This is a genomic window from Streptomyces sp. C (assembly GCF_000158895.1).
GTDB lineage: Bacteria > Actinomycetota > Actinomycetes > Streptomycetales > Streptomycetaceae > Streptomyces > Streptomyces racemochromogenes.
In genome coordinates this window covers 1,894,147-1,908,068 of sequence record NZ_GG657750.1, presented here as the reverse complement: position 1 = coordinate 1,908,068, position 13,922 = coordinate 1,894,147, and the positions used below count along the sequence as shown (strand labels likewise).

Genomic DNA, 13,922 nt, shown 5'->3' with positions numbered 1-13,922 from the left:
CCGCGCCACCCTCACCCCCCTCGGCAGCTGGGCCGTGTGGGTGAAGCTGGAGCAGATCTGCGTCGCCGCCCAGAGCCCGGCCGGGAACATCGAGCAGTCCGCCGCCGCGATGCTGCACGGCTGCGCCCGGCTCACCCCCGGACCGGCCCGCGCCGAGTACCAGGCCTGGCTCGCCGCCCGGCCCGTCGGCCACGCCGTCAGCGAGCTGCTGCACGCCGCCCGCGGCGAGGACGCGCTGCTGCGCGGCCTGGCCTTCGAGGCCCTGCGGGTGGTCGGGGCCCCCGCCGAGCGCGAGGTGCGCGGGGCCCTGCGCGAGCCCGCGCTGCGGCCGTACGCCCTGCTCTGGCTCGCCGAGCACGACGGGGTGGACCCCGACGACGCCCAGGACGTGCTCACCGCCGAGGAGTCGACCTGGCTGTGGGTGGACACCGCCGCCGCCATCGCCGACCACGGCGAGGCCGACCTGCTCGCCCGCCACCTCGACTCCGCCGTCCGCACCACCGTGCCCCGGCTGCTGGACGAGGTCCGCGCGGTCGGCCACCCCCGCACCGTGCAGGTGCTGGTCGCCCTGGCCGCCGCCCACCCCGACCCCGCCCTCGCCAAGGCGGTCCGCCGGGCCGCCTTCCAGGTGCACACCGGCGGCGTCTGACCTCCCGCCGTACGCGCGGACGCGCCGCGGCGTCACAGCTGCGGCGCGTACGTCCCGAAGCTCCAGACGTTGCCCTCGGCGTCCCGCGCCATGTAGTCCCGGGACCCGTAGTCCTGGTCGGTGGGCTCCATCAGGATCTCCACGCCGTGCTCGGCCGCCCGCCGGTGATGGGCGTCCACGTCGTCGACCACGACGTAGACCCCCGCCGGGCCCGCCGCCTCCATCGCCTTGTCGAAGGCGCCGCCGCGCCCCGTGCTGCCCAGCATCACCGCGCCGCCGCCGTACGCCAGCTCCGCGTGCATCACCGTGCCGTCGTCGCCCTCGTAGACCGCGACCTGGGTGAACCCGAACGCCTCGGTGAGCTGCTGGATCGCCGCCTTCGCGTCGCGGTAGAGCAGCGTGGGGTAGATGGACGGAACGCCTGCCATGACGATCACTCCCTCTCGTGACGGTGGCCCAAGTGACCCACGTCACAGCATGGCAGGCGGCGCCGACAGTCAGCGGAAGGTGTTGCACTGGGCCATGTCGCCCGTGCGGTAGCCCTGGTAGAACCACTGCTGGCGCTGCTCGGCCGAGCCGTGGGTCCAGGACTCCGGGGTGACCCGGCCCTGGAACTTCTCCTGGATCCGGTCGTCGCCGACCGCCGCCGCCGCGTCCAGCCCGTCCCGGATGTCCTGGTCGGTGAGGCTGGTGATCAGCGGCCGTCCCGTGGACTCGTCCGGGGTCCTCGTCGCGTTGTGCGCCCACACCCCCGCGTAGCAGTCCGCCTGGAGCTCGACCTTCACCGCGTTGCTGTTCGCGCCCTGCCGCCCGTCCTGGGCCCGCTGGAGCGTCCCGGTCAGGTTCTGGATGTGGTGCCCGTACTCGTGGGCCACCACGTAGGCCTGCGCGAAGGGGCCGCCGCTCGCCCCGAACTTCGTCCGCAGCTCGTCGAAGAAGCCCAGGTCCAGGTAGACCTGCCGGTCACCGGGGCAGTAGAAGGGCCCGACCGCCGCGGTGGCCGCCCCGCAGGCGGTGTTCACCCGGCCGGTGAAGAAGACCGTCGACGCCGGACGGTAGGCCCCGCCGCGCTTCTGGAACTCCTGCCTCCAGAAGTCCTGGGTGCTGTTGACCACCGCGACCAGCCGGCAGTCCTCGCGCTTGTTCGCGTCCTGCCCGGTCTTGCAGGACTGCTGCACCTGCGCGGCCGACGAGGAGGTCGCCACCGGCTCCGGACTGCCGTCCGACAGGCCCAGCTGCTCCGGGCCCACCCCGAAGAGCAGCCCCAGCACCAGCGCGATCAGGCCGACGAGGCCGCCGCCGATCGTGGCCCTCCCGCCCGGGACACGGCTGCCGCGCACGTCCTTGACCTCGGACGTGTCCAGATTGGCGTTGTCGTCGAACTGCATCCCGCACCGCCCATATCGGTGAGACCCCAGGGACCGCCTGCCGCCCCTGCGGCGAGTGTCAACCCCTTCATCCTGATACGTGCCCGGGCGCCCCCGCGTGGCCCGTGCGCCGAACGGGGGACGGGAGGCCCAGAAAAGTGGTTGCGCACCCCCGGTAGAATGAATCCCATGGCAAATCTCCTCGCGGATTAGCGGCGTCGAAGCAACGCGCGTCCCGCCCCCACTTCCGCCGTCCCCACCGCCCTGGAGTATTTCCGTGATCACCGCCACCGGCATCGAGCTGCGCGCCGGCGCCCGCATCCTCATCGAGAACGCGTCCTTCCGAGTCGCCAAGGGCGACCGCATCGGGCTCGTCGGCCGCAACGGAGCGGGCAAGACCACCCTCACCAAGTGCCTCGCGGGCGAGGGTCAGCCCGCCGGCGGCACCATCACCCGCTCCGGCGAGGTCGGCTACCTCCCGCAGGACCCGCGCACCGGCGACCTCGACGTGCTCGCCCGCGACCGGATCCTCTCCGCACGCGGGCTCGACGTACTGCTCAAGAAGATGCGCGCCAACGAGGAGCGCATCGCCACCGGCTCCGGCGCCACCCGCGACAAGGCCCTCAAGCAGTACGAGCGCCAGGAGACCGAGTTCCTGACCAAGGGCGGCTACGCCGCCGAGTCCGAGGCCGCGACCATCTCGGCCGCCCTCAGCCTCCCCGACCGGGTCCTCGGCCAGCCCCTGCACACCCTCTCCGGCGGCCAGCGCCGCCGCGTCGAGCTCGCCCGGATCCTCTTCTCGGACGCCGACACCCTGCTCCTCGACGAGCCGACCAACCACCTCGACGCCGACTCGATCGTGTGGCTGCGCGACTACCTGAAGAACTACCGCGGCGGCTTCATCGTGATCTCCCACGACGTCGACCTCGTCGAGACCGTGGTCAACAAGGTCTTCTACCTCGACGCCAACCGGTCCCAGATCGACGTCTACAACATGGGCTGGAAGCTCTACCAGCAGCAGCGCGAGGCCGACGAGAAGCGCCGCAAGCGCGAGCGCCAGAACGCCGAGAAGAAGGCCGCGGCGCTGAACTCGCAGGCCGACAAGATGCGCGCCAAGGCCACCAAGACCGTCGCCGCCCAGAACATGGCCAAGCGCGCCGAACGGCTGCTCTCCGGCCTGGAGGCCGTCCGCGCCTCCGACAAGGTCGCCAAGCTGCGCTTCCCGGACCCGGCGCCCTGCGGCAAGACCCCGCTGACCGCCGAGGGCCTGTCGAAGTCCTACGGCTCGCTGGAGATCTTCACCGACGTCGACCTGGCCATCGACAAGGGCTCCCGCGTGGTCATCCTCGGCCTCAACGGCGCCGGCAAGACCACCCTGCTGCGCCTGCTGTCGGGCACCGAGAAGCCCGACACCGGCACGGTCGTGCCCGGGCACGGCCTCAAGCTGGGCTACTACGCCCAGGAGCACGAGACGCTCGACCCCGAGCGCACGGTCCTGGAGAACATGCGCTCCTCCGCGCCCGACCTGGACCTCGTCGACGTACGCAAGACGCTCGGCTCCTTCCTGTTCTCCGGCGACGACGTGGACAAGCCCGCGGGCGTGCTCTCCGGCGGCGAGAAGACCCGCCTGGCCCTGGCCACCCTGGTCGTCTCCTCGGCGAACGTGCTGCTGCTCGACGAGCCCACCAACAACCTCGACCCGGCCAGCCGCGAGGAGATCCTGGGTGCGCTGCGCACCTACAAGGGCGCGGTCATCCTCGTCACCCACGACGAGGGCGCCGTGGAGGCCCTGGAGCCGGAGCGGATCATCCTGCTCCCGGACGGGGTCGAGGACCTGTGGGGCCCGGACTACCGGGACCTGGTCGCCCTCGCCTGACCGCCGCCGGGCGGCCCCGCCCGACGGCCCCCGGGGTTGATCCAGTTCCTTATGGATCATTCGGCTCAGACGTGATCCATCATCTGAGTGAGACGGTCTCGTACCCCCGCGCCCTGTACATCGGCCCCGGCCGCGTCCTCCCGGACGCGCGTCCGGGGCCGGATGTTTTCCGCTTCCGGCCCCTGACCTGGTGATTCCCTCCGACGCTGGGGCAATGTGACGGAGGTCATGCGGCGGAAGAGAAGATTCCGTTCTGCTCGTGTGTCCACGGACCGGGAAATGCCGTCGCACCGACCTTGCTGAATGGGTGGCCAGGAAGCCGGGGAGGGGTGATCATGAGAAGTCCAGAGCGCACTTCCCACGAGGAGGCACGGGTGGCCGAGACTCTGAAGAAGGGCAGCCGGGTGACCGGCGCCGCGCGCGACAAGCTCGCGGCAGACCTGAAGAAGAAGTACGACTCCGGTGCGAGTATCCGGGCGCTGGCCGAAGAGACCGGCCGGTCCTACGGATTCGTCCACCGGATGCTCAGCGAGTCCGGAGTCACGCTGCGTGGTCGCGGTGGCGCGACACGCGGCAAGAAGGCGGCCGCGGCCTGACCCTGGCCGTCAGGCCGGGGCCGGTGCCGAAGACCGCCCGACAGCTCCGTTCTCTTTCATGCTGTCTGATCCATGCTGTCGGTTTCGTCCCGATCCACGCACGGTACCTTCGGTGACCCCCGGTCGGCCCCGCGGCCGGCTGGGTGGTTACTGTGCAGTCACTTAGGCCGGGCACACGGCCGCGACTGCACACCGGAGGCACCAGATGGCTCTGCTCGACAAGGATGGCGTACGGCTCACCATCGACGACACGGTCGCCACGGTGACACTGACCAATCCGGCCAAGCGAAACGCCCAATCCCCCGCGCTCTGGCGGGCGTTGGCGGAGGCCGGACGGTCGCTGCCCGGCACCGTCCGGGTCGTCGTACTGCGCGGCGAGGGCAAGTCCTTCTCCGCCGGGCTCGACCGGCAGGCGTTCACCCCCGAAGGCTTCGAGGGCGAGCCGTCCTTCCTCGATCTGGCGCGCGGTTCCGACGAACTGCTCGACTCCACCATCGCCGAGTACCAGGAGGCCTTCACCTGGTGGCGACGCAATGACATCGTCTCCATCGCCGCCGTACAGGGGCACGCGATCGGCGCCGGCTTCCAGCTCGCGCTCGCCTGCGACCTGCGCGTCGTCGCGGACGACGTGCAGTTCGCCATGCGCGAGACCAGCCTGGGCCTGGTCCCCGACCTGGCCGGCACCCAGCCGCTGACCGCCCTGGTCGGCTACGCCCGCGCGCTGGAGATCTGCGCCACGGGCCGCTTCGTGCACGCCGAGGAGGCCGAGCGGGTCGGCCTGGCCAACCTGGTCGTCCCGGCCGCCGAACTGGAGGCCGCCGTCCAGGACCTCACCACCGCCCTGCTGGCCCCGGCCCGCGACGCCGTCATCGAGACCAAGGCGCTGCTGGCCGCGGCCACGTCCCGTACGTACGACGAGCAGCGCGCCGCCGAGCGCGCCGCCCAGGCCCGCCGGCTGCGCGACCTCGCGGGCCTCTCCGACTGAGGCCCGCGGGTACGCCGCTGCGCGGGCTGCTCCCCGCCCCGTCCTTCGTCCGTTCCCCGGGGCTGCGCCCCGGCCCCCTGGGGGCTCCGCCCCGGACCCCCGCGCCTCAAACGCCGGCGGGGCTGTCTGTAGCCCGTCCGGCGTTTGAGGACCGGGGTCAGGGGCGGAGCCCCTGGGAACGGTGGAAGGGCGGGTAGGGGACCAGCCCCGCGCAGCGGCACACCACCCGCAGACGAGCGACCGGCACCAGCAACGCGCACCGGCCCCGCCCCGCAGGCCGCCGGACGGAGTCCGGCGCAGCGGCGCGAAGCCGGGGAGGCCGCCCGCGGCCGAGCCGTGCGAGCGGCGCGTGAAGAATCAGAAGCCGTGGCGGGAGCCGCCGTCCACCGGGACCATCAGGCCCGTGAGGTACGACGCCGCCGGGGACAGGAGGAACGCCGCCGTGCGCCCGAACTCCTCCGGGGTGCCGTAGCGCCGCAGCGGGATGCGGGACTCGTTGCCCGCGCGGGCCGCGTCCGAGTCGCCGGACAGCGCGTCCAGCTCCCGCACCCGGTCCGTGTCGATCCGCGCCGGCAGCAGCCCGATCACGCGGATCCCGCGCGGCCCCAGGTCCACCGACAGGGACTTGGCGAAGCCCGCCAGCCCCGGCCGCAGGCCGTTCGAGATGGTCAGGCCCTGGATCGGCTCGTGCACCGAGCCCGACAGCACGAAGCCGATGACCCCGCCCTCGCCCAGCTCGGCCGCGGCCGTCCGGGCGAGGCGGACCGCGCCCAGGAAGACGGTGTCGAACGCCGCCGCCCACTGCTCGTCGGTGTTGTCCGCCGCCAGGCCCGGCGGGGGGCCGCCGACGCTGATGAGGATGCCGTCGAAGCGGCCGAAGCGCTCCCGCGCGGTGGCCACCAGCCGGGCGGCCGCGTCGGGGTCGGAGTTGTCCGCCACCACGCCCACCGCGTTCGGGCCGAGTTCGGCGGCGGCGTCCGCGACCCGCTTCTCGTCCCTGCCCGTCAGTACGACCTTCGCCCCGTCGGCGGTGAGCTCGCGCGCGGAGGCGAAGCCGAGGCCCCGCGTGGCACCGGTGACGACGTAGACACGGTCCTTCAGTCCAAGATCCATGCGGGACAACCTACGCCGAAGCGGGCTCCGGCGACACGGCCTTGGCCGCCGCCTCCTCGCGGTCGCGCTTCTCCCGCCGCACCAGCACCAGCCACCCCACCGGCACCGCCGACGCGAACAGCCACCACTGGATCGCGTACGCCATGTGCGCGCCGATCGAGTCGTGGTCGGGCTCGGCCACCATCTCGGGGCTGCCGCCGGCCGGCTCGGGGCCCGTCAGTTCGAGGTAGCCGCCGAGCACGGGCTTGCCCAGCGCGGCCGCCTGCTGCTCGCTGTTGATCAGCATCACCTGGCGGTCGGGCAGGCCCTTGCGGTCCTTGATCCCGCTGCCGCCGCTGGTCTCGTCGGCCTTGAGCCGGCCGGTCACCGTGACCTCGCCCGAGGGCGCGGCCGGCACCGGCGGGTAGGCGCGCGGGTCGTCGCCGCCGGGCACCCAGCCCCGGTTGACCAGGACCACCCGGCCGTCGCCCAGCACCAGCGGCGTCACCACGTGGAAGCCGACCTTGCCGTCGTTCGAGGTGCGCATCCGTACGACGACCTCGTGCGCGGGGTCGTACGTGCCGGTGGCGGTGACGGCACGCCAGTAGTCGGCCCTCGGAACGGTGTGGCCGGGCGAGGTGACCCCGGTCACCGGCACCGGCTTCCCGTAGAGGTTCTTCGCGATCAGCTCGTTCTGGGCGACCCGGTGCTCGTGGCGGTGGAACTGCCAGAACCCCAGCTTGATCATCACGGGGATGAGGACGAGGGCGACGAGGGTGAGGGACACCCACTGCCGGGTCAGCACAAAGCGGTACACGCCCATGACGGTACCCCCAGCGACGAGGACCCCGGCGGCCGGGTGGCCTTCCGGGGTCCGGGAGCGGAGAAGGGGAGCGGACAAGGGAGCGGAGGAGGGGAGGGGGAAGGGGAACGGAGCGGGCGGTCAGACGTGGTCGACGATGCCCACCTTCCCCTCCGCACGGGCGCAGTGCCCGCCGCAGTACCACTGGCCCTCGACCTCGACGCCCTGCCCGATGATCTGGACCCGGCAGTGCTCGCAGATGGGCGCCATGCGGTGGATGGCGCAGGAGAAGCAGTCGAAGACGTGCACCGCGCCCTGCGCGTGCACCTCGAAGGACATGCCGTAGTCGTTTCCGCAGACCTCGCAACGTGCCATGCGCCGCATGCTGTGCGGGCCGGGCGGACGGAACAAGATCCACCGGGGTGAGTCGCCGCGCCTGCACCCGGCCGGAGCAACGCCCGCTACTCCTCCTCGGCCCCCGCCACGTCACGCAGCAACTGGGTGAAGGCCGCCTCGTCCACGATCGGGGTGCCGTACGACTTAGCCCGGACCGTCTTCGAGGTCGAGGAGTCCGGGTCGTTGGTGACGAGCAGGCTGGTGAGCCGGGACACGCTCGTCGCGATGTGCAGGCCCGCCTCCACCGCCCGGTCCTCCAGCAGCTCCCGGTCCACGGAGGTGTCCCCGGAGAAGGCGATCCGCATGCCCTGCCTGAGCGGCTTGCCGTCCTCGAAGCGCCCCGGGTTCGGGTACGGGCACGGGGGCCGCTTGCGCGAGGCCCGCCAACTGCCGCCGTTCCCGTACGAGGACTGGTAGCCGACCCGCGGCGTCGCGGGGGAGTCCGACCACTCCGTCAGCGGGCGGCACTCCAGCAGGGGCAGTCGTACGCCGTCCCGCGCGGCCGCGTGCAGCGACGGACGGAACGCCTCCGCCAGCACCCGGGCGTCGTCGAGCGCGTGGTGGGCGCGCTGCTGGACCACGCCGTAGTGCGCGGCGAGGGACTCCAGCTTGTGGTTGGGCAGCGGGAGGTTCAGCTCCTTCGACAGGGCGATGGTGCACAGCCGCTGCCGTACGGGCGCGGTCGCGGAGGCCCGCGCGTACTCCCGGGCGATCATCTGCCAGTCGAAGATGGCGTTGTGCGCGACGAGGACGCGGTCGGCGAGCCGGCCCGCGAACTCCTCGGCGATGTCCGCGAAGAGCGGGGCGTCCTGGAGCATCGCACTGGTCAGGCCGTGGATCCAGGTGGGTCCGGGGTCACGGCGCGGGTTGACCAGGGTGTACCAGTGGTCCTCCACGTTGCCCTGGGCGTCGAGCCGGTAGACGGCAGCCGAGACTATCCGGTCGTCGCGAGCGAGCCCGGTGGTCTCCACGTCGACGACCGCGTACCCCTGGGGGTACGCGGTCGGCCATTCCGCCTCTGCGGTCGTACGGTCGTCGAGCATGGTCACAGAGGATATCGGCACGGACTGACACCCGTGGCCCGATGCCCCCTCAGCCCGAGCCGCCCTCCGGCCCGGTCAGGGCCCCGCCCCCGACCCGCCGTCGTGTTCCGGCTCGGCGAGCAGTGCGCCCGCCAGCGCCCGTACCGACAGCAGGAACAGCCGCTCCGGGTCCGCCGGACGGGCCAGGGCGCGGGCGAGCGCCGGGTCGCCGGGGGCGGCCTGCGGGTCCCAGAGCTCGCCCTCGCCCGGCGACTGGGCGGGGGAGCGCTCGCGGTTGCGCTCGACGAGCAGGAAACCGACGATCTGGAACTGCACGGCGCGCACGGCGTCGGCGGCCCGCGCCCCGCGCAGCCCGGCGGCGTGCACCTCGTCGACCAGCGCGCGCTGTGCGGGCAGGAACATCCGCTCGGTGAGCCCGCGCTCGTGGACCATCGCGATCAGGTGCGGGCGCGCCCGGATCTCGCGCCGGAGGGTCCGGGCCACCGAGACGATCCGCTCGGCCGGGGTGCGGCCGGCGGGCCGGACGGCGCCCATCTCCTGGACGGTCCGCTCCACGAGGGCGTCGAGCAGCCGCTCGCGGTTGCCGACGTGCCAGTAGATCGAGGTCACCGCGGTGCCCAGCTCGGCGGCGAGCCCGCGCATGGTCAGGCCCGCCGGACCGTGCCGCCTGACCAGGGCCGCGGCGGCCTCCAGCACCTCCTCGCGGGTCAGTGCGCTTCTCGCCATGGGCCCGGGTCCGCCAATCTGTCGCAGTGTCAGTTTCGGTCCGTGCAGGGGTCTTTACCCTTCATCGGCGGCGGTGTAACTGTGTTACAGAACCACCCCCGGCCCCCGCCGGGGGGACCCTCGGAAGGGTGGTGCGAGACATGGCACGCATACGGTACGGAGCGCGGACCGAGGCCGAGATCGCGGCGTCGCGCGAGAAGAGCGCCAAGCTCCCCGACATCTGGTCCACGGGCGTGGTCGCCGTCTGGGAGACCGACCCCGACGTGGTGGCGGCGGTCCTGCCGCCGCCGCTCAAGCCCGCCGAACGGCCCCTCGTACGGGCCAACATCAGCAAGGTCGACCTGCCCGGCTACCTCCTCGGCGCCGGCTCGGTGGCCGTGGCCGCCCGGCACGGCGGGGTCGAGGGCTGGTACCCGCTGGTCATGCCGATGACCCACGAGCGCGCCCTGACCGGCGGCCGCGAGGTGTTCGGCGAGCCGAAGAAGCTGGGCGAGGTCACCGTCGAGCGCGAGGGGCTGGTCGTACGGGCCGCCCTCGCCCGGCACGGGATCGCCTTCGTCGAGGTGCGCGGCGCCGTGGACCGGGAGCTGCCGCTGCCCGAGCCGACGGTGAAGACCGACTTCTACTTCAAGTTCCTCCCCGCGGTCGACGGCTCCGGCCTGGACGGCGACCCGGTCCTCGTGCACTGCACGCGCAACGAGAAGGTCCGCAAACTGGAGCACCTCACCGGTGACGTCGTACTGCGCGAGTCGATGTACGACCCCGTCGCCGACCTCCCCGTACGCCGCCTCGTGGAACTCACCATCGGCGAGAAGACCACCGACCAGAAGGGCCGGGTCGTCGAGCGGGTCAGCGCCCAGGCCCTGCTCCCGTACCTGCACCAGCGCTACGACGACCCCCTCCAGATCCTCGACGGCCCGCCCGAGGGGAGCGTGTGACATGAGGCTCGAACCCGGACAGGTCGCCGTCGTCACCGGTGCCGCGAGCGGCATCGGGCTCGCCATGGCCCGCCGCTTCGCCGCCGAGGGACTCAGGGTGGTCCTCGCCGACGTGGAGGAGGCCGCCCTGCGCAAGGCCGCCGGCGAACTCGCCGCCGACGGCGCCGAGGTCCTCGCCCGGCTCGTCGACGTCAGCGAACGCGACTCCGTCACGGCCCTCGCCGACGCCGCCTACGAGACCTTCGGCGCCGTCCACGTCCTCTGCAACAACGCGGGCGTAGGATCCGGCGCCGAGGGCCGCATGTGGGAACACGAGCCCAACGACTGGAAGTGGGCCTTCTCCGTCAACGTCTGGGGCGTCTTCCACGGCATCCAGGCCTTCGTCCCCCGCATGATCGCCTCCGGCGCCCCGGGCCACGTCGTCAACACCTCCTCCGGCGACGGCGGCATCGCCCCCCTGCCCACCGCCTCCGTGTACGCCGTCACCAAGGCGGCCGTGGTCACCATGACCGAGTCCCTCTACGCCCACCTCAAGGCCGAGGGCGCGTCCGTCGGCGCGTCCGTCCTCTTCCCCGGACCGCACATGCTGCGCACCGGCCTGTGGGAGTCCCACCGCAACCGGCCCGAGCGCTTCGCGAAGGAGCGGCCGCGCAGGTCCCCGTACCGCAGCCTCGACCAGTACGAGGCCGCCATGAAGGAGGCCGGGCACGAGGTGCGCTTCACCCCGGTCGAGGAGGTCGCCGAGCACGTCGTCGACGGCATCCGCGCCGACCGCTTCTGGATGCTGCCGGCGAGCGAGCACAGCGACCGCCAGATCCGTGCCCGGTCGCAGTCCATGCTCGACCGCGCCAACCCCGCCTACCTGGAGAGCTTCATCCTCGACTGAGGGGACCGCCGTGCCTGACGAGACGTACGAAGACCCGTACCTGATCATCTCCTCCGACTGCCACGCGGGGCTGCCCACCGAGCAGTACCGCCCCTATCTCGACTCCCGCTTCCACCGCCAGTTCGACGAGTTCCTCGGCCAGCGCGACGCCCGCCGCGAGGAGGCCACCCGGCTCGGCGTGCGCAACGAGGCCTTCGCGCAGAAGTGGTTCCACGACCACGAGGAAGGCCTCAAGGGGGGCTGGGACAGCACCCAGCGGCTCAAGGAACTCGACGGCGACGGAGTGGCCGCCGAGGTCGTCTTCCCCGACGCGGACGCCGTCGACAGCCAGACCGCCGCCCCCTTCGGGGTGGGCCTGGGCCTGTCCGGCGACCAGGACCCCGAGCTCGGCATGGCGGGCGCCCAGGCCCACAACCGCTGGCTGGCCGAGTTCGTCGGGCGCAACCCCGAGCGGCACTGCGGTGTCGCCCTGCTGCCCATCACCGGCGAGCCGGCCAAGGTGGTCGCGGAGGTCCACCGGGCCAAGGAGTCCGGCCTCGGCGCCCTGATGATCCCCTCCATGTGGGTGGACCGGGAGCCCTACCACGACCGCCGCTACGACCCCGTGTGGGCGGCCGCCGCCGAGACGGGGATGCCGATCGTCACCCACTCGGGCGCCGCTCCACGCCAGGAGTACGGAGACCACCTGGGCATCTACGTCTCCGAGGTCACCTGGTGGCCGGCCCGCCCGCTGTGGTTCCTGCTCTGGTCCGGGGTCTTCGAACGCCACCCCGGCCTGAAGTTCGGCGTGGCCGAGTCGGGCTGCTGGTGGCTGCCGAACCTCCTGTGGTTCATGGACCGCCTCTACCTCGGCGCCCACGGCGGCAAGAAGCTCTCGCCCTTCTCGGAGCTGAAGCGCCCGCCGAGCGAGTACCTGGACCGGCAGGTGTTCGTCTGCGCGACCAACACCAAGCGGCGGGAGCTGGCACAGCGCTACGAGATCGGCGTGGACAACATCCTGTGGGGCTCGGACTTCCCGCACCCCGAGGGCACCTGGCCCGACACCCGCAACTGGCTGAGGAACACCTTCCACGACATCCCGGTCTCCGAGACCCGCCGGATGCTCGGCCTGGCCGCCGCCGAGGTCTTCGGCTTCGACACGGACGCCCTCGCCCCGGTCGCCCGCCGCATCGGCCCCACCCCGGCCGAGCTGGGCCAGAGCCCCGACCAGGCGGCGGTGGAGGCCTCCTGGGCCCGCTCCCGCGAGGTGGGCCGGCACTGGCTCACGGGCGAGGACTTCCCGGTGACGGGGGTCTCGTCATGACGGAGGACCGCTACACGGTGATCTCGGCGGACTGCCACGCGGGCGCCGACCTGCTCGACTACAGGCCGTACCTGGCCAAGCGCCACCACGAGGCCTTCGACGCCTGGGCCGCCACGTACGTCAACCCGTACGAGGACCTCCTCGCCGACTCGGCCGACCTCAACTGGAACTCGGCCCGGCGCCTGGCCGAACTCGAAGCGGACGGGATCGTGGCGGAGGTGATCTTCCCGAACACCATCCCGCCGTTCTTCCCCAAGGCCTCGCTGATGGCCCAGCCGCCGACGCCCGAGGAGTACGAGCTGAGGTGGGCCGGCCTCCAGGCGCACAACCGGTGGCTGGCCGACTTCTGCGCGGACGCCCCGGGGCGGCGGGCGGGCGTCGCCCAGATCCTCCTCAACGACGTGGACGCGGCCGTCGCCGAGATCCGCCGCACCCGCGAGGACGGCCTGACCGGCGGGGTCCTGCTGCCCGGTGTCCCGCCCGGCTCACCCGTCCCCGAGCTGTACTCGGCCGCCTACGACCCGATCTGGGCGGTGTGCGCGGAGCTGGACGTCCCGGTCAACCACCACGGCGGTTCGGCGTCGCCGCCGCTCGGCGACGAACCGGCCGCCCGGGCCGTCTTCATGGTGGAGACCACCTGGTTCTCGCACCGCGCCCTGTGGCACCTGATCTTCGGCGGCGCCTTCCGCCGCCACCCGGACCTCAAGCTGGTCCTGACGGAGCAGGGCTCCGGCTGGATCCCGGGCGTGCTGGAGATGCTGGACTACTACCACGGCCGCCTGGTCGCGGCGTCCTCCACCGCCGAGGCGAAGTTCGGCGCGGGGCTGGCCGAGTCCATGGGCCGGGGGCCGAGCGAGGTCTGGCGGGACAACTGCTTCGTGGGCGCCAGCTTCATGCGCCCGCACGAGGTCCCGCTGCGGGAGCGGATCGGCCTGGACAAGATCATGTGGGGCAGCGACTTCCCCCACGACGAGGGCACCACCCCCTTCTCCCGCGAAGGCCTGCGGATCGCGTACGCGGGCCTGCCGAGGGAGGAGGTCGCCGCGATGGTCGGCGGCAACGCGGCCCGCGTGTACGGCTTCGACCTGGCCCTGCTGGACGCGCTCGCGGCGAAGCACGGCCCGCTGGTCTCGGAGATCGCCGAGCCCCTGACCCGGATCCCGCCGGAGGCCACCAGCCCGGCCTTCGCCCGGGGGGCGTCGGTCCGCGTCTGGTAGCCCTCCGGCTCCCGCCGGGGCGGCCCCGGTCCGTGGGGGACCCGGG

General features: G+C 72.7%; 14 protein-coding genes and 1 pseudogene. 8 read left to right on the top strand and 7 right to left on the bottom strand.

Annotation, left to right across the window (positions count from 1 at the left end; all coding sequences use genetic code 11):
- Positions 1-649 (top strand): annotated as a pseudogene (locus tag SSNG_RS08405) (hypothetical protein); the annotation flags it as partial.
- 32 nt (positions 650-681) lie between these two features.
- Here SSNG_RS08405 and SSNG_RS08400 read toward each other — a convergent pair.
- Complete coding sequence (locus tag SSNG_RS08400; protein WP_007263385.1) at positions 682-1,077, bottom strand: VOC family protein; 396 nt, start codon at positions 1,075-1,077, stop codon at positions 682-684.
- Between the two features lie 69 nt (positions 1,078-1,146).
- Positions 1,147-2,037 carry a neutral zinc metallopeptidase gene (locus SSNG_RS08395; RefSeq protein WP_007263384.1) on the bottom strand — a complete coding sequence of 297 codons (891 nt, stop codon included), beginning with the start codon at positions 2,035-2,037 and terminating at the stop codon, positions 1,147-1,149.
- Positions 2,038-2,293: 256 nt separating this feature from the next.
- Here SSNG_RS08395 and SSNG_RS08390 point away from each other — a divergent pair, with 256 nt between their 5' ends.
- From SSNG_RS08390 to SSNG_RS08380, 3 genes are all read left to right on the top strand, one after another.
- Positions 2,294-3,892, top strand: a complete 1,599-nt coding sequence (locus tag SSNG_RS08390; protein ID WP_007263383.1) for an ABC-F family ATP-binding cassette domain-containing protein — start codon at positions 2,294-2,296, stop codon at positions 3,890-3,892.
- A 374-nt stretch (positions 3,893-4,266) separates the two neighbouring features.
- Positions 4,267-4,488, top strand: a complete 222-nt coding sequence (locus SSNG_RS08385) for a helix-turn-helix domain-containing protein (protein WP_007263382.1) — start codon at positions 4,267-4,269, stop codon at positions 4,486-4,488.
- 205 nt (positions 4,489-4,693) lie between these two features.
- On the top strand, positions 4,694-5,473 hold the full coding sequence (locus SSNG_RS08380) for an enoyl-CoA hydratase/isomerase family protein (protein ID WP_007263381.1): 780 nt from the start codon (positions 4,694-4,696) through the stop codon (positions 5,471-5,473).
- A 357-nt stretch (positions 5,474-5,830) separates the two neighbouring features.
- Here the strand turns inward: SSNG_RS08380 and SSNG_RS08375 are convergent, their stop codons facing one another.
- The 5 genes from SSNG_RS08375 to SSNG_RS08355 form a co-directional block, all read right to left on the bottom strand.
- Positions 5,831-6,586 carry an SDR family oxidoreductase gene (locus SSNG_RS08375; protein WP_007263380.1) on the bottom strand — a complete coding sequence of 252 codons (756 nt, stop codon included), beginning with the start codon at positions 6,584-6,586 and terminating at the stop codon, positions 5,831-5,833.
- Between the two features lie 10 nt (positions 6,587-6,596).
- Positions 6,597-7,382, bottom strand: coding sequence for an SURF1 family protein (locus tag SSNG_RS08370; RefSeq protein WP_042803114.1), 786 nt, complete (start codon positions 7,380-7,382; stop codon positions 6,597-6,599).
- A 126-nt stretch (positions 7,383-7,508) separates the two neighbouring features.
- A complete protein-coding gene (locus SSNG_RS08365; RefSeq protein ID WP_007263378.1) occupies positions 7,509-7,742 on the bottom strand; it encodes a hypothetical protein in 234 nt (77 codons plus the stop codon).
- 86 nt (positions 7,743-7,828) lie between these two features.
- Positions 7,829-8,812 carry a DEDDh family exonuclease gene (locus tag SSNG_RS08360; protein WP_042800745.1) on the bottom strand — a complete coding sequence of 328 codons (984 nt, stop codon included), beginning with the start codon at positions 8,810-8,812 and terminating at the stop codon, positions 7,829-7,831.
- A gap of 69 nt (positions 8,813-8,881) precedes the next feature.
- Entirely contained in the window at positions 8,882-9,532 is a 651-nt protein-coding gene (locus SSNG_RS08355) for a TetR family transcriptional regulator (RefSeq protein ID WP_007263376.1), read from the bottom strand.
- A 140-nt stretch (positions 9,533-9,672) separates the two neighbouring features.
- Between SSNG_RS08355 and SSNG_RS08350 the strand changes: the two genes are divergently transcribed.
- The 4 genes from SSNG_RS08350 to SSNG_RS08335 are packed head-to-tail and all read left to right on the top strand — an operon-like array spanning position 9,673 to position 13,876.
- Positions 9,673-10,470, top strand: coding sequence for an acetoacetate decarboxylase family protein (locus SSNG_RS08350; RefSeq protein ID WP_007263375.1), 798 nt, complete (start codon positions 9,673-9,675; stop codon positions 10,468-10,470).
- A 1-nt stretch (position 10,471) separates the two neighbouring features.
- Positions 10,472-11,356, top strand: coding sequence for an SDR family NAD(P)-dependent oxidoreductase (locus SSNG_RS08345; RefSeq protein ID WP_007263374.1), 885 nt, complete (start codon positions 10,472-10,474; stop codon positions 11,354-11,356).
- 10 nt (positions 11,357-11,366) lie between these two features.
- Positions 11,367-12,659 (top strand): amidohydrolase family protein, encoded by a 1,293-nt coding sequence (locus SSNG_RS08340; RefSeq protein ID WP_007263373.1) that lies wholly within the window; start codon positions 11,367-11,369, stop codon positions 12,657-12,659.
- Entirely contained in the window at positions 12,656-13,876 is a 1,221-nt protein-coding gene (locus tag SSNG_RS08335) for an amidohydrolase family protein (RefSeq protein WP_007263372.1), read from the top strand. The genes SSNG_RS08340 and SSNG_RS08335 overlap by 4 nt, the downstream gene beginning before the upstream one ends.
- The last annotated feature ends 46 nt before the right edge of the window (positions 13,877-13,922 follow it).